This window comes from Caproiciproducens faecalis (assembly GCF_019448085.1).
Lineage (GTDB): Bacteria > Bacillota > Clostridia > Oscillospirales > Acutalibacteraceae > Caproiciproducens > Caproiciproducens faecalis.
The window spans coordinates 159,379-185,521 of the sequence record NZ_JAGFNZ010000002.1 but is presented as its reverse complement, the minus strand read 5'-3'; the positions used below and the strand labels follow the sequence as shown (position 1 = coordinate 185,521).

Below are 26,143 nucleotides of genomic sequence, written 5' to 3'. Positions count from 1 at the left end.
GGAGCCGTGGCGGTAAAAAGAATGATGCGCGTTGCTTTAAGAGCGCTTTCCTATACGGATATAGAGGCAAAAGAAAGCAAAAGGCTTCACCGTGCCGTTATTCGGGTCAGGGGACTTCATTTCGGAAAACTTCCGTATCAAAAATGGGATCATGTCGTGTCTTATGAAAATCATAACATCCCCGTCAGAATCTTTTCCCCGGACGAAGGAGCTCAGTCCCTTCTTATTTTTTTTCATGGAGGAGGCTGGGTTGCCGGAAACGTGGACGGTTATAACCGGATCTGCGCCAATATGGCCAATATGACCGGAAGCACTGTGGTGTCGGTCGATTACCGCCTGGCGCCGGAATATCGTTTTCCCGCCGCACCGGAGGACTGCTACCGTGTGGCCCGGGAAATTTTTCTGCACACGGATTATTTAAAGGTGCCCACGGAAAAAATCACGTTGATCGGGGACAGCGCGGGCGGAAATCTGGCCGCGGCTGTTTCGCTGATGGCCCGCGACAGGGGTGAATTTCTGCCGGAACGCCAAATCCTGATCTACCCGTCCACTTACTCTGACCACACGCAAAAGTCGCCATACGCCTCTGTGAGGAGCAATGGAACCAAGTATCTGCTGACTTCCAAGCGGATTCACGACTATTTGGAGCTGTATAAGGCGAGTGACGAAGACCTGCAGAACCCCTATTTCGCTCCGCTGGCTTCCAAGGATTTCAGCCGTCAGCCCCGCACCCTGATTCTCACGGCGGAATACGACCCGCTTCGCGACGAAGCGGAAGATTACGGGCTGCGTTTGAAAGAAGCCGGGAACCTTGTTGAGGTTCACCGGATTCCCGGCGCGCTGCACGGCTTCTTTTCCTTGCCGCCGGTGTTTTCCCAGGTCAGAGAAGCTTACCGGCTCATTCTGGAATTTCTTAATGACGGACGAAAGGCGTGAAGGGAAACACTTATCTTGTTGAAAATATTGTAAAACTATACTATTATGTATATAATTGTTTCATTGCAGACATTCATACGAAGGGGACATGAAAATGAGCAAGATTATTTCAATTTCCAATCAGAAGGGCGGGGTCGGCAAGACGACTACTGTTTGCAGTCTGGCGGCGGGATTAAAGAAAAAGGGTTTTCGTGTTCTGATGATTGATCTGGATCCGCAGGGAAACCTTGGCTTCAGCGTCGGCGCTGAAACCGAAACCTGCGCGACGATTTACGATGTCCTGAAAGGCGACGTAAAAACGCAGTTTGCCATTCAGAAATCGGACACAGCCGATATTATCATTTCCAGCATCCTCCTGAGCGGGATCGAACTGGAATTTACCAATACCGGGCGCGAATTTTTGCTGAAAGAGGCACTGAAACCGATCCTCGGCTTTTACGATTATATTCTTCTGGACACGCCCCCCGCACTGGGCATCCTGACCATCAACGCCTTTACCGCTTCGGACACGATTGTGGTTCCCATGCTTTCGGATATTTTTTCCTTACAGGGAATCGCCAAGCTGTATGAAGCCGTTGAGCGCGTTAAAAAATACTGTAATCCGTCCCTGACCATTTCCGGAATCCTTTTGACCAAATTTAACCCCAGAACCCTGCTGAGCAGGGAAATCCGCGGAACCGCGGAACTGATTGCGCAGGACCTGAATATTCCGCTTTTCGATTCTTACATACGCAGCAGTGTTGTAATCAGCGAGGCACAGTCCATTCAGCAGAATATTCTGGACTATTCGCCGAAAAACAATATTGCAAAAGATTACCTGCAATTTACGGATGAGCTGTTGAAAAAGGAGGCATAATGCTGATGGCAAAGACAAAGAAGGATATTGATAAAGACCTGATGTATAAAATGCTGATGCCCTCCGGATCCAGAACAGCCAAAACAGCCCAGAGTGCGGAGGCTCATTCCTATGCGCTGGATGATGAGCAGAACGCGCGGGAAACGATGGAGGAACCGCTGAATCAGCATAAAACCATCATTCGCCGGGAGGTGGGCGTCGCGTTTATGGACACCCAGCCGACCATCCTTGTCAATACCATGGAAAATGTCGTCCTTGAAAAACTGGAATCAGCGCTTGCCCGCTTTCAGTGCTGCAAATGTGACCGGTGTAAAAAGGACATTGTCGCTATGGCGCTGAACAAGCTTCCTCCGAAATACATGGTTTTGCAGGATGGTCAGCTTACGCCGGATGTTGACCCCCAGACCAACGCACAGGTGGTCACGGCAGTTATTCAGGCGATTCTGGCGGTTCGCGCTCACCCCAGACACTAAAGGGAAAGAAAGGATTTTGCGGGGTCAAAATGGAAAAGCAAACGTATCTTACGGACAAGCGGCGCCGCCGCGTCAAGCTTGTCTTTAACCCGGCTTCCGGCTCTTCAAACGCTTCATCGGTACAGCTCCTGGACATCATCAGCATGCTGCAGCAGTGGAAGTATCTGCCGGAGGTATATTTGACGGAACCTGACAGTAATTTTGCGCAGGTGGTGCAGGACACCATGGCTCAGGGAATCAACCTGTTTATTGTCTGCGGCGGCGACGGTACCGTATCCGCCGTGGCAAAGGCGATGCGCGGCCTGCCCGCCACGTTGGGCATTATCCCGACGGGAACACAGAACAACATCGCGCTCAGCCTGAACATTCCGCGTGACATTCCGTCCGCCATCGCTCTGTTTCGTACAGGGGAGCGGGTCAAGATAGACACAGGTCTGATTGACTGCGAACGGGGACACTCCACTTTTTTGGAAATCTGTTCCGTTGGTCTGATGTCGTCTCTCTTTTCGGCCGGAGATGATATTCAGCACGGTCATTTGGAACGCGTCGGCGATTTTTTGTCCACCCTTGTCGCGCTGAATCCTTCAAAAATCAAGCTGACGCTGGACGGAAAACGTGAAATTGTCAGAATGGGACATCTGGTGCTGGTTACCAATATGCCGTATGTCGGGCGGAATTATCAGGTGGGGGGAACGGCGGCTTTTCGCGATGGACTGCTTGACGTTCTGGTATTTTCAAATTTATCCAAACTGAATTTGCTGGGCCGCGCGTTCAAGGGGAAGAATATGAGCGAGCTCGAAGATTCCGGCATTGAACATTTTCATGCCCATACGGTGGACATTGAAACCACTCCCCCCATGCAGCTGATGGCGGACGGCGTTGCGCTGGGCGAAGGGCCGATTCACATTGAGCTGCAGCGCCGGGCTCTGGCGGTGATGACGAAAGCGCCGGAGCTGAAAAGATTAAAAAGGGCGGCTGCTGGTGAAAAATGAAGTGCATTGACAATTTAAGAAATAACAAAGCGGTAAAGCGGTGTGAACAGGAAATTGGCAGGATCCGTCATCTCCGGCCTGTTTTTTGGGTGCCCGTCCTTGTCGTCGCGCTGTCTCTCTACGTTATTTTTGTACCCCATACTTTTTGGAGACATGTGTGGATCACCATCCGCGGAAACACAGCCCTGATCTGCATGCTGTTTGTGTTTTGCCTTTTGCTGCTCTCTTTGGTTTGGTCAACGGGGCAGAGCATCGATGCTTATGTGCTCTCTTTTTTCAACCGGCACGGGCATCGTCCGCGCTGGCTGGACCGCACGATGCTTCTTCTGACCGAGCTTGGAAACGGGATTGTGACCTTGGCGATTGCCCTGATCCTCTACTTTGCGGTCAATGAACATCTGGCGTATGAGTTTGTTTTAGGAACACTGACTTTGTGGCTGACCGTGGAACTGATGAAGGCCATTATCAGGCGGCCCAGACCGTTTGTTTACCTGGAAGACGTCCGTGTGGTCGGTATCCGCGCAAGGGGAAAATCCTTCCCCAGCGGGCATACCAGCCAGGCGTTTTACATGGCCACCCTGCTTCTGCAGTATTTTCAAGCCAACTTTGCTGCCGCCGTTATTTTGTATGTGCTTGCCGCTCTGGTCGGAACCACGCGCATGTATATGGGCATGCACTACCCGCGCGATGTGCTCGCGGGCGCAATTCTGGGCACCTTCTGGGGATTCATCGGCGTGCTGATTAACGCGGTTATCTTTCGGTTTATCACCTGATTGTTTTTATCATCATATTCAGAGAACCCATCGGGCCGCCGGCCCGATGGGTTTCTCTTTTTTTGCCTCTCTTGCGCGGAATCTTAAACTCCACTTAAAAAACTGACAAAATGCCCTCGGAATTTTATCCGGCGGCTTTTATAATTCTCTTATAGCAAGCTGTTGGCAGTGCCGCCGGACCGGTATGTTTGGAAGGGGGATTTTGCAATGAAAAAGAAACTGAAAATCAGAAAATGGGGGGCGCTGCTCTTAGCGTGTCTCTTTGTGCTGTCGGTTTGCCCGGCGGCGTCCGCGTCCGTTTTGTCCAGACAGAATACTTACCCGATTGTTCTTTGTCACGGCAACGGCGGCTGGGGCCGGGATGAAATGCTCGGCTACAAATACTGGGGAGGAACGGACGACCTTCAGCAAATCATGACGAACTCCGGCTATACGGCTTACACGGCGGCGGTTGGCCCTTACTCCAGCAACTGGGACCGGGCGTGTGAACTTTACGCGTACATAAAAGGCGGAACTGTCGATTACGGAAAAGCACATTCGCAGGAGTACGGCCACGCCCGGTACGGAAAGAGCTATCCGGGAATTTATACCAATTGGGGCAATGTCGTCAGCGGAAGAATTAATAAAATTCATCTCATCGGCCACAGTCAGGGCGGGCAGACGACCCGCGTGCTGATTCAGCTGCTCGAACAGGGGAGCAGCGAGGAACGCTCTGTATCCACTGCCGACATCAGCCCGCTCTTTCTGGGCGGAAAATCGTGGGTTGCCAGCCTGACAACCTTGACAGCCCCACACGACGGCACAACCGTTTCCGATTTTAACACGGATGAGCTGAAACAGTACGCCAAACACGCCATTGCTTCGGTGGGTGCCGCGGCGGGACTGGGCGACAACCTGATCTTTGACTTCAAGCTTGACCAGTGGGGCTTGAAACGCGGCAGCGGAGAGTGCTACCTCGATTACGCCGACCGGGTTTGGAACAGCTCTGTCTGGAACAGAAGCAATCAGGATTTCAGCTTTTATGATCTCAGTACGGATGGTGCCGCTGTAGAAAACGGCTGGGTAAAAGCCGCTCCGGATGTCTATTATTTCTCTTACGCGGCCTGTGCCAGTATTGAAGACCCGATCACGGGGCATCAGGTTCCCAATCCGCTTACGATGAACACGCTCTTCAGCGCGAATTCTCTGGTGCTGGGCAGATTTCAGCGCAATGAACCGGGGCGTGCCGTGATCGACAGCAGCTGGTGGCCGAACGACGGCTGGGTCAACACTATTTCAGAGGATGGCCCAAAACTGAATTCCACCGACGAAATCGTGAATTACAACGGAACCGCGCAGATAGGAAAATGGAATTTTATCGGTACCCTGCAGGACATGGATCACGAAGATATCATCGGAAGATACGGTGATGCAGAGGAACGTTTTCTGGAAATCGCCCGACGCGCCGGGAATCTTCCGGTTGTTGGGTAAACCGTTGGGCGGGCGCTTTCACAAGGCGTCCGCTCTATTTCTGCCCGGACGGAAACAGGGCAAATTTTTGCTTAGAAGATGAAATTCTTGCCAAAACGGTTTATACTAACTATAATAGAAGAAATTTATTCCTAACAGGAAAGGATGGGTCATATGGAACATGAAAATAAATCCGCTCTGCCGGAAAACCCAAATGTCGGAACGGATTACAGTCATAGCAATTTAAAAGAAATCTGGCTTGCGGGCGGATGCTTCTGGGGGGTACAGGCTTATTTTGCCCGTATCTACGGAGTAGCGCAAACCGACGTAGGCTACGCAAACGGCAGGACAGCCAATCCCTCCTACCATGATCTGAAGGAGACGGGTCACGCGGAAACGGTTCGTATTCTGTATGATCCGGAAAAAGTCGGCCTTTCCACACTGCTGGATGCCTATTTTAAAATCATAGACCCTGTGAGTGTCAATCGTCAGGCAAACGATATCGGCACTCAGTACCGAACGGGAATCTATTATCAGGATGAGGCGGATCTTCCGGTCATCCGGGACTATGTCGCGCAGGAACAGAAAAAGTACGAACTGCCCATTGCAACCGAAATCAGCCGCCTGCAAAACTATTATTCGGCGGAAGAGTATCATCAGGATTATCTGGAAAAGAATCCGGGCGGCTACTGCCATGTGGATTTTTCCTCCCTCCGTTCCCTAGCTAAAGACCAAAGCAACTGACTGAACCGTGACGGAAAGAATTCTGTTCCTTCCGGGATAAGGAGCTGTCATATGAAATTTTTTCAAAATGGAACTGTTCAGATTATTATCAGTACCGTCGCGGTTTATCTGTTTATCGTCATCTGCATCCGGCTGTTCGGGAAAAAAGAGCTTTCCCAGCTTTCGGTTGTGGATCTTGTTTTCATTTTGCTAATCAGCAACTCCGTTCAAAACGCAATGGTGGGAACCGATTCCTCCCTTGTCGGCGGACTGATTGCCGCTGCTTCCCTGTTTATCACAAATTATGTTTTTAAATTGTTTCTGTATCATTTTCCCCGGTTCGGCCGGCTGATTCAGGGAGAGACGCTGATGCTGATTTATAGGGGAAAGCTGATACGGAAAAATGTGGTTAAGGCTAAACTGACCAATAATGAAATTATGGAAGCAATCCGTGAGCACGGTGTTTCAAAAATTGAGGAAGTGGATCTGGCCGTTCTTGAGGTGGATGGTAACATCAGTGTTCTTTCGGGAGAATTCAGCAATATGTCGGTTAAAAAAGCAAAACAGGGGAAAAATACGGCGAAAAACCAGAATCAGCAATAGAAAAAGGCTGTCGCCGAAAAAGCTCCGGAAACTTCCGGTCGAAATTTTATAAGAACAGGAGTATTCATCATGAAAAGAATTGCAGCTTTTTTTGATATTGACGGTACCATCTCCCGTGAAGGTCTTATCAGCGAAATGTTCAAGAAAATGATTAAATACGAACTGATTGACAACAGCAAATGGTACAACGAGGTGGAACCCGCCTTTACAAGATGGGACAAGCGTGTGGGCGATTACGATATTTACCTGCAGAAAATGGTGGATATTTACACGGAGACAATCAAAAACACCAGCGCGTTTCACATTGCCTATATTGCAAAAAAGGTGATTGAGCAAAAGGGCGAGCGGGTTTATACTTATTCGCGGGAACGAATTCGGTGGCATAAGAAGCAGGGACATGTCGTCATTGCCATTTCCGGCTCGCCGATAGAGCTGGTGAGCGAGGTTTCCAGAATGTACGGGATGGACGATTACCGGGGAACGGTTTATCAGGTGGGGAGCAACGGGATTTATAACGGGGAAATCATCCCAATGTGGGATTCCCAAAGCAAACGCAAAGCGGTACTGGAAATGGCGGAAAAGCACGGTATCGACCTGTCCCAAAGTTACGCCTACGGGGACACCAACGGCGACTATTCCATGCTTCAGCTGGTAGGGAACCCCATTGCGGTCAACCCCACGCGCGAATTGCTTTCTCACATTCAGAACGATAGCCAGCTGAAAGAAAAATTTACGGTGATTGTGGAACGCAAGGACGTTACTTACCGCCTGAACATCAATACACTGGATCTTCTTTAAAATAAAAAAATCAGGAACGGATGCACTCCTGCCTGCATATTCTGGTAGAGCGGGATTCCTGCCTGAAAGACAAAGCGGCCGTCAACGGATTAAATCTGTTGACGGCCATTTTCTGTTTGTTTTACGATTACTTCAGTTCCAAAACGGCACCCCTGTTGGCAGAAGTCACCAAGGCGGCGTATCTGGACAGGCATCCTCCCGTAATCCGTGGCTTTCTTGGCTGCCAGTTTGCTCTGCGCCTGTTTAGTTCCTCGTCGCTGACAACAAAATCAATGGTGTTGGCCATAATGTCAATTTTGATGATGTCGCCTTCCTCGACCAGAGCGATATTACCGCCCACGGCGGCTTCCGGGGAAACATGGCCGATTGCCGCGCCTCTGGTTGCTCCGCTGAAACGGCCGTCCGTAATTAAGGCAACGCTTCCGCCCAGTCCGCTTCCCATAATGGCGGAGGTCGGATTCAGCATTTCTCTCATGCCCGGGCCGCCCTTGGGGCCTTCGTAGCGGATGACAACGACGTCGCCCGCTGTAATTTTGCCGGAGGTAATTGCCTCAATTGCGTCCTCTTCACAGTCAAACACTCTGGCGGGGCCTTCGTGCTTCAGCATTTCGGGCCCGACGGCAGAGCGTTTAACCACGCAGGTGTCCGGCGCCAGGTTGCCCTTCAGCACAGCGATGCCGCCGGTTTTGCTGTACGGGTCTTCTACGGTGCGGATTACGCTGGTGTCCAGAACCGGGCAGTCGGCAATGTTTTCTCCGACGGTTTTGCCCGTGCAGGTAATCAGGTCGGTTCTGAGCAGGCCCAGCTTGCTGATCTCGTTCATGACCGCGTAAACGCCGCCCGCTATGTTCAGGTCCTCCATGTGGGTTTGTCCGGCGGGCGCAAGATGGCAGAGATTCGGCGTTTTGTCGCTGATTTCATTGGCAATGCTCAAGTCAATGGAAATTCCGCACTCGTGCGCGATAGCCGGAAGGTGCAGCATGCTGTTGGTGCTGCAGCCCAGCGCCATGTCCACTGTGAGCGCGTTCCGGAACGCGTCTTCCGTCATAATGTCTCTGGGGCGGATATTCTTTTTCAGCAGCTCCATGATCTGCATGCCCGCGTGTTTGGCAATCTGCAGGCGCTGGGAGTAAACGGCGGGAACGGTGCCGTTGCCCTTCAGACCCATTCCGAGTGCTTCCGTCAGACAGTTCATGCTGTTTGCTGTGTACATGCCGGAGCAGGAACCGCAGGTGGGGCAGACCTTGTTTTCAAATTCCAGCAGCTTTTCCTTTGTAATCTTACCGGCGCGATACGCTCCGGAAGCTTCTGAAACGCTGGAGAAGCTGGTTTTCTGTCCGTCCACCAGCCCGGCGAGCATCGGGCCGCCGCTGACAAAGATCGTGGGTATGTTGAGGCGGGCCGCCGCCATCAGCAAACCCGGTACATTTTTATCACAGTTCGGCACCATTACCAGCGCGTCAAAGGCGTGGGCAAGAGCCATTGCCTCTGTGGAATCGGCAATCAGCTCCCTTGTAATCAGTGAATACTTCATTCCCTGGTGTCCCATGGCAATTCCGTCGCAAACCGCAATGGCCGGGAAGACGATCGGGGTTCCGCCCGCCATAGAAACGCCCATTTTGACGGCATCCACAATTTTATCCAGATTCATGTGCCCCGGAACAATTTCGTTCTGGGAACTGACGATTCCAATGATCGGGCGCTCCAATTCCTCATTGGTCAGGCCCAGCGCGTGAAACAGCGCGCGCTGCGGGATACTTTTGGTTACTGCATCACTGTTCATTTTTACAAGCACCTCACTCTTTATTGTCAGCAGCAAACCGGAACCTGTGGCCCCGATTACTGTAGTTGTATAATTTATTATATATTGTATGATGTCTTATGTCAATTCACAAATCATACTATAATTTTAGGTTGAAGAAACTTCAAATATCCATTATAATGTTCATATAGAACAAAGTGATGGGAGGAGGTTCTAAATGTTTTACGGAGATCATACCAACCATAACTTGAATCTGGAATTGCAGGTGAAAGAACCGGGAATGTTCCGATCCGGCGGTGAAAAAAAGGCGGAAAAGGCAGCCAAAGAAGCGGTACGGAACTATCACAAGGAAATAGGAATCTACAAGCCTACCTTTTGGGAGCGGGTTCGAGGATTTTTCATAAAAAAGCCGCAGTGATGCGGCTTTTATTCTTCTGCAATTCCAAATCCGCGCATGGCGTGGATAATGTGCAGCTCCATGGCGGTTTTGGCGCCCAGTGCGTCCCGATTTGAAAGAAATTCCATAATCATACGGTGGTCGTTCAGCGTGTTCTGAACAATTTCCTCTTTGGCATTGGATAAAATCACGCCTTTTCCAATGGCCTGATACAGGATGGGCATCAGCCGATTCATAAATTCATTGTGTGTCGCCTTGGCAATGGATTTGTGAAAGGCCTGTTCTACCTCTGTGCGGTCCTGCTTTTTCAGGATCAGGTCTTCTTCCAACCTGCCGTAGTGCAAAATGCGTTCCAGTTCTTTGTCGGTGGCTCTCTTCGCGGCAAAATACGCGGACTGCGGTTCAAAGATCAGGCGCATTTCATACAAGTCCTTTACGTCCATTGGAAAAGCGGAAAGGGTGTTCAGGTCGATTCCTCCGTCCAGCGCGTGATTGTCTTTGACATAGGTGCCCTTTCCGCGCCGGATTTCCAGAATGTTGTGTGTGACCAGAATACGGATGGCTTCTCGCAAAGTGGTTCGGCTGACCTTTAAATCCGCGGAAAGTTCGTTTTCATTGGGAAGCTTGTCTCCAACCGCATATTTTTTATCAATGGTAATCCTTGCGATGATATCGTCCGCGATATTTTCCGCAAGGCTTTTTTCTTTTGTCTTCATTGCCGATTCCTCCGTACAAGATGTTTCAGCATGATTATACCGCAGAAGACATCCTATTTCAAGAAGGATGTCTGATGTCTTTAAATTTAAAAGCATAAATGGCAAAATACTGACTGTTACGATGAACGTCTGATAATAGAAACCTTCAGCAATAATAAAAGACCGCACCGGCTGCTGCCAATGCGGCGATTATTTTATGAATTTTCCGCATTGCCTAACACTTTCCTCTTAACTGCACCGCCTTGCCCAGAATGACGACCGGCAGCTTTATCAGATCTTCCTTGGAGTAAGAGACCAGGTCGTATTTAGGGTTATAGGGAATCAGGGTAATTCCACTTCCAAATTTTGCTATTTTTTTAATGGTCGCTTCATCTCCGCTGACGGAAACAACCGCAACATCCCCGGATTCCACGGCAGTGCGGTTTTGCACAATGACAGTGTCCCCGTCCTGTATGCGCGGTTCCATGCTGTCCCCGTGCATCTTGATTGCAAAGAATTCTCCTTGTTTTGCCATCTCCTCACTGATTTCTTCATAACCGACGATTTCCCTGGATGATTCGGCGGGGATTTCGGGGCGAAGGCTCTTGAGCACAGGGACTTTTCGGGAACTTTTAGACAGTTCGGGAATTTCATCGTTTCCAAGCAGATAGTCCGTTGTCACCCCGAAAAAAGCGGCCAGATCCAAAAGAGTTTGGTTGTCTGGTTCATACTTTCCGTTTTCATATCCGGAAAGCGATGCCTGGCTGACATTGATGATTTTTGATAGCTCCTGCTGCTTTAATTTATTCTTCATTCTAAGTAGTCTGATACGATTCAACTGAGTCAACCCCTTTCAATATGAATTCTAATTGTGCCGTAAAAAAAGGTAAACTATATATAAGTAAAACAAATATATTGTGTCTGTTTTAAAAAATGGTATACATAAATATAAAGTTAATTGATATTTTGGTCGATAATTAGAAAAAGAAGTAGAAATTGAAAAAATTAAAAGATGAATAAAAAATGTGACCGTTCGGACATTCAGGGGGCCGAACGGCCGATTGCGTCTTTAGGGAAAGGGGGACAGTCAGCAAAAAAAACAGATGGATTAAACCATGCTGCGGCGGGGGACAAACCGCAGACGGCGCCCTGGGTGGCAGCATGACGGCGGGCGAAAGGCCCGGACAAATCGGAATAGTGGGAAAGCAAGATCCAGTAAAATGAGAAATGGAGAGAAACATGAAGAATCTTAAAATCGCAAACAAGCTGATCCTATCGTTTTTGGCAATATCCCTGATAACAGCCATTGTCGGTGCGGCAGGAATTTATAGTATGCTGCAGATGAAGGCGTCCAGCACCAAACTTTACGAAAAGCAGACTGTGCCGCTGCCGGTCATGTCGGATATCCTTTTGAATCTTGACCGTTTAAGAGGACTGTCCAGAGATTATATATTGTATTATGACAACCCGGAAGAGCTGAAAACGGTTACTGAAAATACCGAAAAATATAAAAAGCAATATGATGATGCGGTGAAACAGTACGAACCGACCATTTCGACAGCGGCAACGAAAGAGTTGTTCACACAGACCAAAACAATGTTTGATGAGGAATTCTGGCCCACCTTTGAAGCCATTGTTCAGGAAACCAAGCAAAAGAATATCGCTGGAGCCATGACCAGTCTCAAAAAACTGGTGGAAATCAACATTAAGGTGACCGATAATTATACTCAGTGCATGCAGAACCGGGTCAATAATGCAAAGGCGAACAATGATTCCAACAATCAACTTGCCAACACCATGATGATTGCACTGATTGCTGTTATTATTTTTGGTGTCTGTGTTTCCATTATATGGGGCTTCTGGCTGGCCAGAAAGCTGAGCAAGCCCGTCAATGAAATGGCTGACGCCGCCGAAAGAATCGCGGAAGGAAAACTGGATGTTGACATTACATATTCGTCCAAAGACGAAATCGGCTCCCTTGCAACATCCCTACAGTCCGCTTCGGATACCTTTAAGCTGTATATTGCGGATATTTCGGATAAACTGAGCCAAATGGCACAGGGAGACATGACCGCTGAAATCACACAGGAATATATCGGCGACTTTCTTCCGATTAAACAGGCGCTTGTGAAAATCTCAGACGGCCTGAACGATACCCTTTCAGCTATTGATACCTCTGCCGAACAGGTCAACAGCGGCGCGGTGCAGGTGTCCGACGGTTCCCAGGAACTCGCGCAGGGAGCCGCGGAGCAGGCAAGCTCCGTGGAAGAGCTTGCGGCGTCCGTCACCGAGGTTTCCGGAAAAGTCGGCGAGACCGCGGAAAATGTCAGGGTAATGGCGGGCTATGTGAAAGAAACCGTGACTCAGGTAGAGCAGGGAAATGAACGAATGCGTGAGATGCTTGCCTCTATGGAAGAAATCAGCAACACCTCCAATGAAATCGGAAAGATCATTAAAGTGATTGACGATATCGCGTTCCAGACAAATATTCTTGCGCTGAACGCCGCCGTGGAAGCGGCAAGAGCCGGCAGCGCCGGAAAAGGGTTTGCCGTGGTGGCCGACGAAGTCCGGAATCTGGCCAGCAAATCCGCCAACGCCGCCAAACAGACCACCGCGCTGATTGAGGGTTCCATTCAGAGCGTAAAGAACGGTACCGCCATAGCGGGACATACGGCAAAGGAACTGAATGAAATTGCTGCCAAGGTCGGATTGGTGGGAGAAACCATTGTGAAAATTGATATCGCCTCGTCCGATCAGGCGGCCGCTATTGAACAGATAACAACCGGCGTGGACCAGGTCTCTGCGGTCGTCCAGACGAATTCCGCCACGGCGGAGGAAAGCGCGGCGGCGAGCGAGGAACTGTCGGCTCAGGCGGACATGCTCAGTAAGCTGGTCGGCGCATTCAAACTGAAGAAGAGGAGTTTTGCTGTCGCACAAGTAAATCAGGAAGTCAGCCCGGAAGCAGAGGTCTTACGGGTAAATACGGAAACGGTCAGTCAGAAATATTAATTGACAAAATTCAATAACTGCTGTATAGTGTTCCTATAGAGAAACACTATATGGAGGGCGGCAAAATGGATCTGGTGGAACTGCTGGGATATTACAATCTTACACGGCAGGAATCGGCCCTGTATCTTTTGCTTTGCTCCGAAGGCAAACTGACGGGATATGAGGCTGCGAAAGCGTCCGGCATATCCCGTTCCAATACCTACACGGCGCTGGCCGGTCTGGTTGAAAAAGGCGCGGCTCTGGTGGAGGAAGACACGGCGACCCATTATCTTCCGGTTCCCGTCGGGGAATTCTGCAGCAACCGGATCCGGCGCATGCAGGAATACCGGGAGCTTCTGGTGAAGGCGGCACCCGAGCGCCGGGAAACCGGCGAGGGGTACGTTACTGTCAAGGGCGAATCCAATATTATGGATAAAATGAAGAATATGATGGACACGGCGAAAGAGCGCATTTATCTTGCCGTGTCCGAACAGACGCTCCTTGTGCTTCTGCCTCAGCTTTGCTCGGCTCTGCGCCGCGGGCTGAAGGTCGTTGTCATTACCGACCCGCCGTTTGAACTGGAAGGCGCACTGGTGTATCACGCAAAGACCGAGCGGCATCAGATCCGCCTGATTGTTGATTCCAGAAGCGTTCTGACCGGCGACATCGCCGCCGGTTCCGAGTCCACCTGCCTGTATTCGCAGAAGCGCAATCTGATCGAACTGTTCAAAGAAGCGCTGAAAAATGAAATTACACTGATTACCGTAACGAAAGGAAGCTGAAACTGTTTTGAAAAACACCTTTGTACATAAGGAACAACTGGAAAAAATTGCGGCCCAATTTCCGACTCCTTTTTATCTCTATGATGAAAAGGGAATCCGGGAAAACGTGCGCAAACTGCAGAAGGCGTTTGCGTGGAACAGCGGCTTCCGTGAATATTTTGCCGTAAAGGCGACCCCTAATCCGGAAATCCTCAGGATTATGAAGGAAGAGGGGTGTGGGGTGGACTGCTCCTCCCTGACTGAACTGATGCTTTCCGACGCGGTGGGCTTTCACGGGCACCACATTATGTTCTCGTCCAACGAAACGCCGCCGGAAGAATTTGTGCTGGCTCAGAAGCTGGGCGCTTTGATTAATCTGGACGATTTTACGCACATTGATTTTTTGAAAGAAACCGCCGGTATTCCGGAAACCATCTGCTGCCGCTTCAATCCGGGCGGAACCTTCCAGATCAGCAACGCGATTATGGATACCCCGGGTGAGTCCAAATACGGCTTTACCCGCGAGCAGCTGGAGGAAGGCTTTGTAAAGCTGAAGGAATTGGGCGCAAAGCGCTTTGGAATTCACGCTTTCCTTGCCAGCAACACGACGGACGACGGCTATTACCCGACGCTTGCCGGAATTCTGTTCCGTACGGCTGTTGAAATCTACCGGAAAACGGGCATCGGCATTTCCTTTATCAATCTGTCCGGCGGCGTGGGCATTCCCTACCGTCCCGAACAAAAACCGGCCGACATCGAGAAAATCGGTGAAGGAGTCCGCAAAGCCTATGAGGAGATTCTGGTTCCGGCGGGTCTGAATGACGTTGCCATTTTCACCGAGCTGGGGCGCTTTATGCTTGGGCCGTACGGCTGTCTGGTAACGAAGGCGATTCACGAAAAGCATATTTATAAGGAGTACATCGGAGTAGACGCCTGCGCGGCCAACCTTCTCCGTCCCGCTATGTACGGTGCCTACCATCATATTACGGTGATGGGCAAGGAGAACGCTCCCTGTGACCACAAGTACGACATTGTCGGCAGCCTGTGTGAAAACAACGATAAGTTTGCGATCGACCGTATGCTCCCGAAAATTGACAGAGGCGACCTTCTGGTTATTCACGACGCGGGCGCGCACGGGCACTCCATGGGCTACAATTACAACGGCAGACTGCGTTCCGCGGAATTGCTGCTGAAAGAAGACGCTACGGTGCAGCTTATCCGCCGTGCGGAAACTCCGGCCGACTATTTTGCCACCCTGGATTTTCTAGGACTGTTTCCGCCAAAAGATTGATTTATCCTGCCGAATGAGATGATATAACAAAAATGGCCTTGCGGAAAACCCGCAAGGCCATTTTTCATCAGAAATTTTAGAATTCAGCTTTCCACAGACCATGAAGATTGCAGTACTCGTAAACCGTACCGGATTCCACCTCGTTGAACTCCGCTTTCGGGTCCATGCCGGGTTTCAGGTAAACGATTTCCAGTTTGTCGCCGGTATCCAGTGCAATCCATTCAATATGATGCTCCGGGAGCATGGGGTGAATGGTGGAGCCGATCTGCACTTTAATTTTTCCGTCTTCCCGGGTGATCGCCGGAACGTGTTTCTCTGTCGCCGCGTCCGTGGTGTTTGCTTCGAGTTTTGTCATGTTCTGACCGCAGCAGGTCATTGTACCGCCGCCGCTCATAATCAGCGCTACCATGTTGCCGCAAATTTCACAACGGTAAAAAACAACTTTTGACATTTTTACAACCTCATTTCCATTCTTATTATTTAACGGTAACGGCGTGTCAACGCCGTGCGATGGGTTTCTTTCGGTACTGTCGGGAACCGCATTTTTTCTGTCCAAAATCGGCGTGTTGATAACATGTCCACCAAGCGGTTTTTTACACGCTCCATTTTGAGCAAACCGATTTCCGGCGGGATCCTCCGCGGATGCTGTCAGCATTCTGGCTCTTTGGCAGATTCAACGGAATAGGATTTGTTTTCTGTAAATAACTTCCAAAAAATCCTTCACTTTATTATATCAATATTTTCACAAACAGCAAAGGGGTTTCTGAAAAATTTTATACTCATTTAACATTTCATTCATGAAAAAACGAAAATCGCAGAAAGCCTGTTGACAGAATTTGCGCCTGTATATTATAATTAAATTACAAAAACACAGGGCTTTTATTACTGACGGATAATTGTGGGTTCACCACAGTGGAATAAAAGCTTCTTTCAGCCGACCGTCTGGGCAGCATTTGGTTTTACCAAGTGATGCTCTTTTTTTGTTGAAAAGAGCGGCCAAATGCTTTGTTTAATCGGAAGGAGTCAACTATGAACCATCAGGCATGGAAGAATTTCAACGGCGGAAACTGGCAGCAAACCATTGATGTCCGCAACTTTATCCAAACCAACTACAAACCGTATACAGGCGGCGAAACCTTTCTGGCGCCCGCTACGGAACGCACACAGGGATTGATGAAAAAGCTGAACCATCTGCTGGAACTGGAACGGGAATTCGGCGGCGTACTGGACATCGACACGCAGACGGTCAGCTCGCTTACGAGCTACCGGCCCGGTTATCTGGACAAAGAAAAGGAAATCATTGTGGGTCTGCAGACCGACCGGCCGCTCAAACGGGGCGTGAACCCCTTTGGCGGACTGAACATGACCCGCAAGGCGTGCGAAGCCTACGGATACCGGCTTTCTGAGAAGGTAGAGCAGGAGTTTCAGTACCGGACAACCCACAATGAAGGCGTTTTCCGCGCGTACAGTGATGAAATCAAAGCCGCCCGCCACTGCGGCATCATCACCGGGCTGCCGGATGCCTACGGCAGGGGCAGAATCATCGGCGACTACCGCCGGGTCGCTCTCTATGGAATTGACCGTTTGATTGAGGAAAAGAAAAAGGACAAGCAGCACGCAGCCGCCCGAAGCATGGAAGCGGAAAACGTCCGCCTGCTGGAGGAACTGTATCAGCAGATTACGTTCCTGGGGTACCTGAAGGAGATGGCGGCTTTGTACGGCTATGACATCTCTCAGCCTGCGCAAAACGCCAAGGAAGCGGTGCAGTGGCTGTACTTTGCCTATCTGGGCGCCATCAAGGAGCAGAACGGCGCCGCAATGAGTCTGGGACGCGTCAGTACTTTTCTGGATATTTACTTTGAGCGTGACCTGCGGGACGGCTTGTTGACGGAAGCAGAGGTGCAGGAGATTGTCGATGATTTTGTCATGAAGCTGCGCATGGCCCGTCATCTGCGTACCCCGGAGTACAACGAGCTTTTTGCGGGCGACCCGATGTGGATTACCGAAGCGGTCGGCGGCATGGGCGAGGACGGCAGAACCCTTGTTACTAAAAGCTCATACCGGATTCTGCACACGCTGTACAATCTGGGTTCTTCCGCGGAACCAAACCTGACGGTGCTTTGGTCGGCGCAGCTGCCGGAAGCCTTTAAGCGCTACGCCGCAAAGGTCTCCTGTGACACGGATGCCATTCAGTACGAAAACGATGATGTGATGCGCCCGGTTTTCGGTGACGACTACGCCGTTGCCTGCTGTGTTTCCGCCATGCGGGTCGGAAAAGACATGCAGTTCTTCGGCGCGCGGGCAAATTTGGCCAAGCTGCTGCTGATGAGCCTGAACGGTGGCAGAGATGAAAAAAGCGGAAAGCAGATCGCGCCTGTACACGCCCCTTACGAGGGGGAATATCTTGAATACGATAAAGTACTTGGGCTGCTGGATGTTTATCGCGAGTGGCTGGCCAAAACCTATGTCGGCGCCATGAACATCATTCACTATATGCATGATAAATACGCCTATGAAAAAACACAGATGGCTCTGCACGACACCGACGTTCACCGCTTCATGGCGTTCGGGATTGCCGGTATGTCCGTGCTTGCGGATTCCCTGTCGGCAATCAAATACGCGAAAGTAAAGTGCATCCGCGATGATACCGGACTGATTACGGACTTTGAAACGGTCGGGGAATATCCCGCCTTTGGAAACGACGACGACCGCGTGGATTCTATTGCGCAGGAGCAGGTCAGGCTGTTCTATGAGGAATTGAAAAAAATTCCGGCTTACCGCGGCGCCGAGCATACGCTTTCCATCCTGACGATTACCTCCAATGTTGTCTACGGCAAAAAGACCGGAGCCACCCCGGACGGCAGAAAGGCGGGGGAGCCGTTCGCGCCGGGCGCGAACCCCATGCACAACCGGGAGAAAAACGGCGCGCTGGCCGCGCTGAATTCGGTGGCTAAGCTCTCGTATGATGTCTGCAAAGACGGAATTTCCAACACATTTTCCATTGTTCCGCAGGCGCTCGGGCACGGGGAAGAGGAGCGGTACGGGAACTTGGTTTCTATTCTGGACGGATATTTTCTGCAGAAGGCACACCACATCAATGTCAATGTGCTGAACAGGGAGACTTTGCTGAAGGCTTATGAAGACCCGGAAAGCTACCCGAACCTTACCATCCGTGTATCCGGCTACGCGGTAAACTTTCACAAGCTGTCCAAGCAGCAGCAGCGGGAAGTCCTTTCCAGAACGTTCCACGAGGCGATGTGATGAGCGGAATCATTCATTCCTTTCAGAGCCTGGGGGCGGTGGACGGGCCGGGGCTGCGCTGCGTGGTGTTCCTTCAGGGGTGTACGCTGCGCTGTGCCTACTGCCACAACCCGGATACCTGGAGCACCTCCGGACGGGAATTCCGCGTGGAGGAGGTCTTTGAGAAGGTCACTCGCTTTCGTCCTTATTTCGGCAAGGAGGGCGGCGTGACGGTTTCCGGCGGGGAGCCGCTTTTACAGTGGGAGTTTGTCGCGGAGCTGTTTCGCCGCCTGAAAGCGGCGGGCGTGCACACTGCGCTCGACACCGCCGGAATCGGCAGTCTGGAAGGCGCCCGTGCCGTGCTGAAATTTACCGATCTGGTTCTGTGCGACCTGAAATTTTCTACAAAGGAAGATTATCTTCGTTACAGCGGCGCGGACAGGAACCGGGTGACAAATTTTCTGGAGCTGACGGAAGAAATGGGAGTTCCGCTCTGGGTTCGTCATGTCGTTGTGCCGGGGCTGACGGATGGCCGCGACCATATTCTGAGAATTGCCGCTGACGCGCGGAAGTACTCTAATTTTCAAAAGCTGGAATTGCTGCCGTTCCATAAAATCTGCGCTGCAAAATACGATCAGATGAAGATCCCTTTTCCTTTGCGTGATTTTGACGAATGTCCGCAGGAGAAAATCGAAGCGCTTTACGGACTGATGAACGTACCACGCTGATTCCTTTTAAAATCGCCTCTGTTATGCAGAGGCGATTTGTGATTTCTGCAGGGAAACAAAAATTTATGTTTCTAAAATCTTCCGGATATGCTAGAATCAAAGTAATCTTCATGGAAACATGTCAATCAGCAGAAGGGCCGCACATGTTCGTATAAGTGATACAAGGTGCCTGCGCAACGCACAGCGGCGTTTCTGTCAATACAGGGGAAAACGCGGAAAGGGTGCTGTAAAATGAAAAATCTGGTTGTTTACTATTCCTGGACCGGGAACACGGAGATTGCGGCAAAGGAACTGTCCGGATTAATCGGCGGGGATCTCAAGCGAATTGAAGAGGCAAAGCCGCGCAGCTCATTCGGCAGGTCTGCGTGTTCAGCAATTTTTGGTCTGAAAAGCAAAATCAAGCCGCTGGATTTTGCCTTGAACGGCTACGACTCCGTTTTTCTCTGTGGCCCTGTCTGGGCAAGCCGGACAACGCCCGCTATAAACGCTTTTTTGGAGCGGGCTGACTTTTCCGGGAAAAAGGTCTATTTGTTTGTCACACAGGCGGACGACCATGAGCCGCAGGCCGTCTTTCATTCCCTGACGCAGAGAGTGGAGAAACACGGCGGGAAGGTAGCCGGCTGTTTCTTCATACAGACCGTGATGAAAACGACCTTGAAACCGGAACAGGCCCGCGAACCGCTGGAAAAGTGGGTAGAAAGAATTCAGTAAAGCTGCTCCATGAATTCGGATTCTGTCAATTTTGAAATTTCTTCTCGCGGCATATTTCGGCGGAAATTGTAAAATTCTTGTATCAGGTTGTAAAAATCTGTTGACAGGGCGGCTTTCAGATGCTATGATGAAAAAACAAAAAAACAATATCTCTTGAGGGAGTAGTTTGCATGCGGTTTCCGCATGTGTCAAGTCAACAGCATGGCCGTTTCGGTCTGGCTTGTCTTAATGAACAAGACTCATGTATAGCTTTTTATAAGCTGTACATGAGTTTTTTTTATGATAATACATACCATAATCATCAGTCGAATGAATGAGAGGGAGAAACTACGCATGAAGTATTATTTAGCAGATTTGGAACAGGTCTTTGAGCAGGTTCAGAGCAGCCCGCACGGCCTGTCGCAGGCTGACGCGGATTCCCGTTTGCAGCGGGACGGAAAAAACAAGCTGGCCGAAGGTAAGAAAGTCTCCGTGCTGAAACGGTTTGTTCAGCAGCTTGGCGACCCGATGACCGTCATCCTGATTGTAGCCGCAATCATTTCCGGTATCACCGCGTCTTACGCGCACGAGTCCTATGCGGACGTGTTTATTATTATGATTGTCGTTATGATAAACGCCGTGCTCGGTGTTTACCAGGAAAGCAAAGCTGAAAAAGCAATTGAAGCGCTGCAGGAAATGTCTGCCGCCACCTCCAAGGTGCTGCGTGACGGCAATGTCGTAACCATGAAAAGCGAAGATCTGGTTGCCGGCGATGTGATTCTGCTGGAGGCGGGCGACGCCGTTCCGGCCGATTGCCGGATGATTGAAAGTGCAAGCGTGAAGATTGAAGAGGCGGCTCTGACGGGCGAATCCGTACCGGTCAATAAGATCATTCAGACGCTGACGCTGAAAAAGGAAAAAGAGGTTCCGCTCGGCGACCGCAAAAATATGGCGTACATGGGCAGCACGGTCGTCTACGGCCGCGGCAAAGCGGTGGTCGTCGCAACCGGGATGGATACCGAAATGGGCAAGATCGCCGACGCGCTCGCCAACGCAAAAGACAACGTGACCCCGCTCCAGATCAAGCTGAATCAGCTTAGCAAAATTTTGAGCAATCTGGTTGTCGGAATCTGTATCTTTATCTTTGCGTTCAGCCTGATTAAATCCGGCGATTTCAGCGGTGAGGTCATCCTGAACACCTTCATGGTTGCGGTCAGCCTTGCGGTTGCCGCCATTCCGGAAGGACTCGCCACCGTAGTGACGATCGTACTTTCCATCGGCGTTACCAATATGTCCAAGCGAAACGCCGTGATCCGCAAATTGACGGCTGTGGAAACGCTCGGCTGCGCGCAGGTCATTTGTTCCGACAAAACCGGCACGCTGACGCAGAATAAAATGACGGTTGTAGAGCACTATTCGGAGGATGAACCGCTGCTTGCCGCCGCAATGGCCCTGTGCAGCGACGCCGAACTGGGCAAAGACGGCGAAGTAACCGGAGAACCGACGGAAGCGGCTCTGGTCAACTACGCCGCCAGCCTGAAGCTTGATAAAAACGAACTGAAAAAAAGCCGCCCTCGCATAGGAGAAGCGCCGTTCGACTCCATGCGCAAAATGATGTCCACCGTCCATTCCTATACGGACGGAAGCTTTATCCAGTACACAAAGGGCGCTCCGGATGAAGTGATTAAAAAATGTACACATATTCTGAAAAACGGGCAGGTTGTGCCGCTGACGGATGCCTTCCACGAGGAAATCCGTTCCCAGAACAAGGCGATGGCGGGCAAGGCTCTGCGTGTACTCTGCGCGGCATTCCGTAAATACGACAGCATGCCCGATTCCTTTGAGCCGTCCGATCTGGAAAACAATTTGACACTGATCGGCCTGACCGGTATGATCGACCCGATTCGTCCCGAGGTTGTAGACGCGATTAAAGAATGCAAAGCGGCCGGAATCCGGCCGGTGATGATTACGGGCGACCACCGGGACACCGCGGTGGCCATTGCCACACAGCTTGGAATTGTTACGGATGAGTCACAGGCAATTACCGGCGCTCAGCTGGACGATATCAGCGACGACGAGCTTAAAAATTCTATTGGGAGCTACTCCGTTTACGCCAGAGTACAGCCCGAGCACAAGGTTCGCATTGTCAACGCGTGGAAGACCAACGGAATGATTACCGCGATGACTGGAGACGGCGTCAACGACGCCCCGTCCATCAAGAGCGCGGACATCGGCGTGGGCATGGGGATTACCGGTACGGACGTTACCAAAAACGTTGCCGACATGGTGCTTGCGGACGATAACTTTGCCACTATCGTTTCCGCGGTGGAAGAAGGCAGAAGGATTTACGACAATATCCGAAAAGCCATTCAGTTCCTGCTGGCCTCCAACCTGAGCGAAGTGCTTTCTATTTTTGTCGCGACCCTTTTGGGATTTGTCATTTTGAAGCCGGTGCATCTGCTGTGGATCAATCTGATTACCGACTGTTTCCCGGCTCTCGCGCTTGGAATGGAAAAGGGGGAACGGGATCTGATGCAGCGCAGCCCGCGAAATTCCCGCGACGGCATCTTTGCCGGCGGACTCGGTACGGATGTTGCCTATCAGGGCATACTGGTCACCATGGTGACCCTTGCCGCCTACTTTATCGGCCATTTTCTGGAGGCCGGTGTCTGGGAAATTACCAACAGCGCCGACGGTATGACCATGGCTTTCCTGACCATGTCGATGGCGGAGATTTTCCACTCCTTCAATATGCGTTCGCAGCGAAACTCCATTTTTACGATGAAGAGTCATAACGGATACCTGATCGGCGCTATGCTTGTGTCGCTGCTGCTGACCACGGCCGTCATCTATATCCCGGCGCTGGCGTTTGCTTTCCAGTTCGAGGAAATTTCCCTTCTGGAGTATTCAGTCGCTCTGCTGCTGGCTTTCTCGGTCATTCCGATTGTCGAAATCGTCAAAGCGTTTCAAAGACAATTTACAAAAAATACCGTTTTAAAAGGTTGAGTCCCGCTGTATAGAAACGCTTGATGCACACATAATAAGTCTTGGGTACAGCGAATGATTCCTTAGGAATCAGTACCCTTAGTCACATGAGCAAGCAAAGATTTAATCATGAATATTGGGAGATGGTTAAGTTGAACAGATCCGTCTGGGAACCCATAATGATTCGTGCAGTAATGCCTTTATGAAACCCTAAGATAGTTTAGCTGAACTGGTTATTTTCTCATATTTGAAAAATTAAATACGAGCTTGGGGAGGCAGGAATTCTAGTTGGAATTCCTGCCTTTTGTGGTGTGACGGTCAGCCGGTTCTTTTATATTCTCTTTATTGACAGGATGTTCCAGATTGTGCTATGATAAAAACAGGGAATGAAGTTCTCCCGTAGCGTTTGCTAAAATCGCTTTTTAAGCTGATGACTTCTGTGGCTGACACAGTGGGTTATCGGCTTTTTATTTACTTATCAGAAAAAATGAGATGCAGGAGGGACTTTTTTGAATATTTGGCACGAGATTTCTCAGGACAGAATACATGCGGACAGCTTTTTTGCGGTGATTGAAATTCCCAAAGGCTGCAAGACAAAATATGAAATGGACAAAGAAACCGGATTTCTCTCCATGGACCGGATTCTGTATACTTCCGCGCATTATCCGGCAAATTACGGCTTTATCCCGCGTACCTACGCGGCGGACCATGATCCGCTGGATGTGCTTCTGCTCTGTTCCGAAGATGTTCAGCCGCTCTCTTTGGTGCAGTGCTACCCCATTGGGGTGATTTCCATGGATGACGGGGGTTTTGTGGACGACAAGATTATTGCGATTCCGTTCGGAGACCCTACCTTCAATGAATACCGGGGTATTGACGAGCTGCCCGCCCATATTTTTGATGAAATGATGCACTTTTTCGCGATTTATAAAGAATTGGAAGGAAAGGTGACCGCTGTGGATTACATCCGCAGCGCGGATGACGCGAAGCGGATTGTACAGGAAAGCATTGACGCTTACAACGAGAAATTCGGTGACAAAGACAATTGAACCATTGATTCATGAAACAGGTGTCCCGGCGGTTTTGGCCGCTGAGGACATCTTTTTTTATTTTTTGGCAGTAAAATAGGTCTTTCAGACTTGACAGGAATTTTACTGGCGTTTAATATAGAATGAAAAACATTCAAAGGGGTGTTAGGATGATTAACAAGTTTTGTACTTCTCCGCTGTGGGAATCGAGCAGAACGCTTGCCGCGGTCGCACAGGGCGCCGTTCCGGCTGATACCGTGATTATCAACGCCAGACTGGTGAATGTCTGTACCGGTGAAATTCTGCCGGATACCGACGTTGCCATTGCCTGCGGCAGAATCGCTCTTGTCGGCGACGCAAAGCATTGCATCGGAGAAAGTACAGTGGTGCTGGACGCAGACGGTCAGTATATCGCCCCGGGTTTTTTGGACGGGCACATCCATGTGGAATCTTCCATGATGAGCGTGGGGGAATACGCGCGCGCGGTCATTCCCCGCGGAACGGTGGGGATCTATATGGACCCTCATGAGATCTGCAATGTTCTTGGCCTGGACGGGGTTTCCTGTATGATTGAGGATTCCAAAAGGACTCCGTTAAAAACAATGGTCACTACGCCGGCCTGTGTTCCCGCAGTGCCCGGTTTTGAAGATACCGGCTCCTCTATCGGCCCGGAAGAAATTGCCGAAACTATGAAATGGGACAGCGTGGTAGGGCTCGGCGAGCTGATGAATTTTCCGGGTGTGCTGAGTTCGGACCCGAAGATGCACGGCGAGGTAGCGGAAACACTCAAGACGGGGAAAATCGTGACCGGCCATTACTCCATGCCGGAGACGGGAGCGGGGCTGAACGCGTATATTGCCTCCGGCGTGCGCTGCTGCCACGAATCCACCCGCGCGCAGGACGCGCTGGCGAAGATGCGGCTCGGAATGTACGCCATGCTGCGGGAAGGCTCCGCGTGGCGCGACCTGCATGAGGTGGCAAAGAGCATTACGGAGAAGAAAATCGACAGCCGGTTCGGGGTGCTGATTTCCGACGATACCCACCCGCAAACGCTGCTCAGTCAGGGGCATCTGGACCACATTGTCCGCCGTGCGGTGGAAGAGGGCATTGATGTAATTACCGCGATTCAAATGGTCACCATCAACTGCGCCCAGTGCTTTCAGATGGACCACGAACTGGGTTCCATCACGCCGGGCAAGTGTGCGGACATTGTTTTTATCGGCAGCCTGGACAAACTGGACATTACACGGGTGCTGATTAATGGCAAGGTCGCCGCGGAGAGCGGAAAACCGATCGCGGAATTTCCTCCGTACCGCTACCCCCAATGGGCGACGGAATCCGTCCATATTAAAAATCCCATTACGCCGGAATCCTTTGCGATTCCCGCAAAGGGGGACTGCGTGACCGCGCGTGTCATTGAAGTAATCCCCTCCAGAGTCGGTTCCTATGAACGGCATATTTCGCTCAGGGTGGAAAACGGGCTGGTTGGTTCCGACGTGGAACAGGATGTGCTCAAAACAGCGGTTTTTGAGCGGCACCACGAAACGGGCAAGGTCGGCTTCGGTTTTGTAAAGGGCTTTGGTATTCAATGCGGGGCCATGGCGTCCACTGTGGCACACGACGCGCACAACCTGCTGGTGATCGGTACCAACGACGAAGACATGGCGCTGGCCGCCAATACGCTGATTTCTTGCGGCGGTGGGATGACCGCTGTGCAGAACGGCGAAGTTTTAGGGACGGTTCCGCTCCCGATTGCGGGTCTGATGAACGACAAGCCGGTGGAGGAAATGGCTGAAATCGTCGGCAAGCTGAGTGAAGCTTGGGAAAAAATCGGCTGCAGCATGGTATCACCTTTTATGACCATGGCGCTGATCCCGCTGGCCTGTCTGCCGGAGCTTCGTTTAACCGACAGAGGACTTGTGGACTGTACGAAATTTCAGTTTGCTTCGCTGTTTGTGGAGGAGTAGCTTTAGGC

24 protein-coding genes and 2 riboswitches are annotated in these 26,143 nt (G+C 50.8%); of the genes, 20 read left to right on the top strand and 4 right to left on the bottom strand.

Translation table 11 applies throughout. From position 1 onward, the window contains the following. Positions 1-6 precede the first annotated feature (6 nt). The 9 genes from J5W02_RS05240 to J5W02_RS05200 all read left to right on the top strand — a co-directional run bounded on the left by J5W02_RS05240 (position 7) and on the right by J5W02_RS05200 (position 7,603). Positions 7-936, top strand: coding sequence for an alpha/beta hydrolase (locus tag J5W02_RS05240; protein WP_219964630.1), 930 nt, complete (start codon positions 7-9; stop codon positions 934-936). Positions 937-1,030: 94 nt separating this feature from the next. Then, on the top strand, positions 1,031-1,792 hold the full coding sequence (locus J5W02_RS05235; protein WP_219964629.1) for a ParA family protein: 762 nt from the start codon (positions 1,031-1,033) through the stop codon (positions 1,790-1,792). 5 nt (positions 1,793-1,797) lie between these two features. Next, positions 1,798-2,265, top strand: a complete 468-nt coding sequence (locus J5W02_RS05230) for a late competence development ComFB family protein (RefSeq protein ID WP_219964628.1) — start codon at positions 1,798-1,800, stop codon at positions 2,263-2,265. A gap of 29 nt (positions 2,266-2,294) precedes the next feature. Beyond that, positions 2,295-3,257: a diacylglycerol/lipid kinase family protein gene (locus tag J5W02_RS05225; protein ID WP_219964627.1), complete on the top strand. Its 963-nt coding sequence runs from the start codon at positions 2,295-2,297 to the stop codon at positions 3,255-3,257. Then, positions 3,254-4,030: a phosphatase PAP2 family protein gene (locus tag J5W02_RS05220; protein ID WP_219964626.1), complete on the top strand. Its 777-nt coding sequence runs from the start codon at positions 3,254-3,256 to the stop codon at positions 4,028-4,030. Before J5W02_RS05225 ends, J5W02_RS05220 begins: the two co-directional genes overlap by 4 nt. Positions 4,031-4,237: 207 nt before the next feature. Continuing rightward, the gene (locus J5W02_RS05215; RefSeq protein ID WP_219964625.1) at positions 4,238-5,500 is read left to right on the top strand and encodes an esterase/lipase family protein; all 1,263 of its coding nucleotides are present in this window, start codon (positions 4,238-4,240) and stop codon (positions 5,498-5,500) included. A gap of 153 nt (positions 5,501-5,653) precedes the next feature. After that, positions 5,654-6,223: a peptide-methionine (S)-S-oxide reductase MsrA gene (gene msrA / locus J5W02_RS05210; protein WP_255575580.1), complete on the top strand. Its 570-nt coding sequence runs from the start codon at positions 5,654-5,656 to the stop codon at positions 6,221-6,223. Positions 6,224-6,274: 51 nt separating this feature from the next. Continuing rightward, positions 6,275-6,805 (top strand): DUF421 domain-containing protein, encoded by a 531-nt coding sequence (locus J5W02_RS05205; RefSeq protein ID WP_219964623.1) that lies wholly within the window; start codon positions 6,275-6,277, stop codon positions 6,803-6,805. A gap of 69 nt (positions 6,806-6,874) precedes the next feature. Then, positions 6,875-7,603, top strand: coding sequence for an HAD family hydrolase (locus J5W02_RS05200; RefSeq protein WP_219964622.1), 729 nt, complete (start codon positions 6,875-6,877; stop codon positions 7,601-7,603). Positions 7,604-7,730: 127 nt separating this feature from the next. On the opposite strand, the gene ilvD is transcribed toward J5W02_RS05200, so the two are convergent. Then, a complete protein-coding gene (ilvD, locus tag J5W02_RS05195; protein ID WP_219964621.1) occupies positions 7,731-9,386 on the bottom strand; it encodes a dihydroxy-acid dehydratase in 1,656 nt (551 codons plus the stop codon). Positions 9,387-9,582: 196 nt separating this feature from the next. On the opposite strand from ilvD, the gene J5W02_RS05190 reads away from it, so the two are divergent. Beyond that, positions 9,583-9,783: a hypothetical protein gene (locus tag J5W02_RS05190; protein WP_219964620.1), complete on the top strand. Its 201-nt coding sequence runs from the start codon at positions 9,583-9,585 to the stop codon at positions 9,781-9,783. Between the two features lie 8 nt (positions 9,784-9,791). Here the strand turns inward: J5W02_RS05190 and J5W02_RS05185 are convergent, their stop codons facing one another. Beyond that, a complete protein-coding gene (locus J5W02_RS05185) occupies positions 9,792-10,478 on the bottom strand; it encodes a FadR/GntR family transcriptional regulator (protein ID WP_219964619.1) in 687 nt (228 codons plus the stop codon). Positions 10,479-10,692: 214 nt separating this feature from the next. Further along, positions 10,693-11,295: a LexA family protein gene (locus tag J5W02_RS05180; protein ID WP_255575579.1), complete on the bottom strand. Its 603-nt coding sequence runs from the start codon at positions 11,293-11,295 to the stop codon at positions 10,693-10,695. A gap of 174 nt (positions 11,296-11,469) precedes the next feature. Between J5W02_RS05180 and J5W02_RS05175 the strand changes: the two genes are divergently transcribed. The 4 genes from J5W02_RS05175 to J5W02_RS05160 all read left to right on the top strand — a co-directional run bounded on the left by J5W02_RS05175 (position 11,470) and on the right by J5W02_RS05160 (position 15,497). Continuing rightward, positions 11,470-11,622 (top strand): hypothetical protein, encoded by a 153-nt coding sequence (locus J5W02_RS05175; RefSeq protein WP_219964617.1) that lies wholly within the window; start codon positions 11,470-11,472, stop codon positions 11,620-11,622. 74 nt (positions 11,623-11,696) lie between these two features. After that, a complete protein-coding gene (locus J5W02_RS05170; protein WP_219964616.1) occupies positions 11,697-13,466 on the top strand; it encodes a methyl-accepting chemotaxis protein in 1,770 nt (589 codons plus the stop codon). A gap of 65 nt (positions 13,467-13,531) precedes the next feature. Further along, positions 13,532-14,227, top strand: coding sequence for a TrmB family transcriptional regulator (locus J5W02_RS05165; protein ID WP_219964615.1), 696 nt, complete (start codon positions 13,532-13,534; stop codon positions 14,225-14,227). A 7-nt stretch (positions 14,228-14,234) separates the two neighbouring features. After that, on the top strand, positions 14,235-15,497 hold the full coding sequence (locus J5W02_RS05160; RefSeq protein WP_219964614.1) for a diaminopimelate decarboxylase: 1,263 nt from the start codon (positions 14,235-14,237) through the stop codon (positions 15,495-15,497). Positions 15,498-15,573: 76 nt separating this feature from the next. On the opposite strand, the gene J5W02_RS05155 is transcribed toward J5W02_RS05160, so the two are convergent. Beyond that, entirely contained in the window at positions 15,574-15,948 is a 375-nt protein-coding gene (locus tag J5W02_RS05155; protein ID WP_219964613.1) for a desulfoferrodoxin family protein, read from the bottom strand. 420 nt (positions 15,949-16,368) lie between these two features. Beyond that, positions 16,369-16,452: riboswitch (ZMP/ZTP riboswitch) on the top strand. Between the two features lie 74 nt (positions 16,453-16,526). On the opposite strand from J5W02_RS05155, the gene pflB reads away from it, so the two are divergent. The 6 genes from pflB to ade all read left to right on the top strand — a co-directional run bounded on the left by pflB (position 16,527) and on the right by ade (position 26,135). Further along, positions 16,527-18,758 (top strand): formate C-acetyltransferase, encoded by a 2,232-nt coding sequence (gene pflB / locus J5W02_RS05150; RefSeq protein ID WP_219964612.1) that lies wholly within the window; start codon positions 16,527-16,529, stop codon positions 18,756-18,758. Next, positions 18,758-19,465: a pyruvate formate-lyase-activating protein gene (gene pflA, locus J5W02_RS05145; RefSeq protein ID WP_219964611.1), complete on the top strand. Its 708-nt coding sequence runs from the start codon at positions 18,758-18,760 to the stop codon at positions 19,463-19,465. Before pflB ends, pflA begins: the two co-directional genes overlap by 1 nt. A gap of 231 nt (positions 19,466-19,696) precedes the next feature. Then, positions 19,697-20,176, top strand: a complete 480-nt coding sequence (locus tag J5W02_RS05140) for a flavodoxin family protein (RefSeq protein WP_219964610.1) — start codon at positions 19,697-19,699, stop codon at positions 20,174-20,176. Between the two features lie 333 nt (positions 20,177-20,509). Continuing rightward, positions 20,510-23,161 (top strand): cation-translocating P-type ATPase, encoded by a 2,652-nt coding sequence (locus J5W02_RS05135; RefSeq protein ID WP_219964609.1) that lies wholly within the window; start codon positions 20,510-20,512, stop codon positions 23,159-23,161. A 352-nt stretch (positions 23,162-23,513) separates the two neighbouring features. Beyond that, positions 23,514-23,587: riboswitch (Fluoride riboswitch) on the top strand. 62 nt (positions 23,588-23,649) lie between these two features. Next, positions 23,650-24,189: an inorganic diphosphatase gene (locus J5W02_RS05130; RefSeq protein ID WP_219964608.1), complete on the top strand. Its 540-nt coding sequence runs from the start codon at positions 23,650-23,652 to the stop codon at positions 24,187-24,189. Positions 24,190-24,338: 149 nt separating this feature from the next. Further along, entirely contained in the window at positions 24,339-26,135 is a 1,797-nt protein-coding gene (ade, locus tag J5W02_RS05125; RefSeq protein WP_219964607.1) for an adenine deaminase, read from the top strand. Positions 26,136-26,143 lie beyond the last annotated feature (8 nt).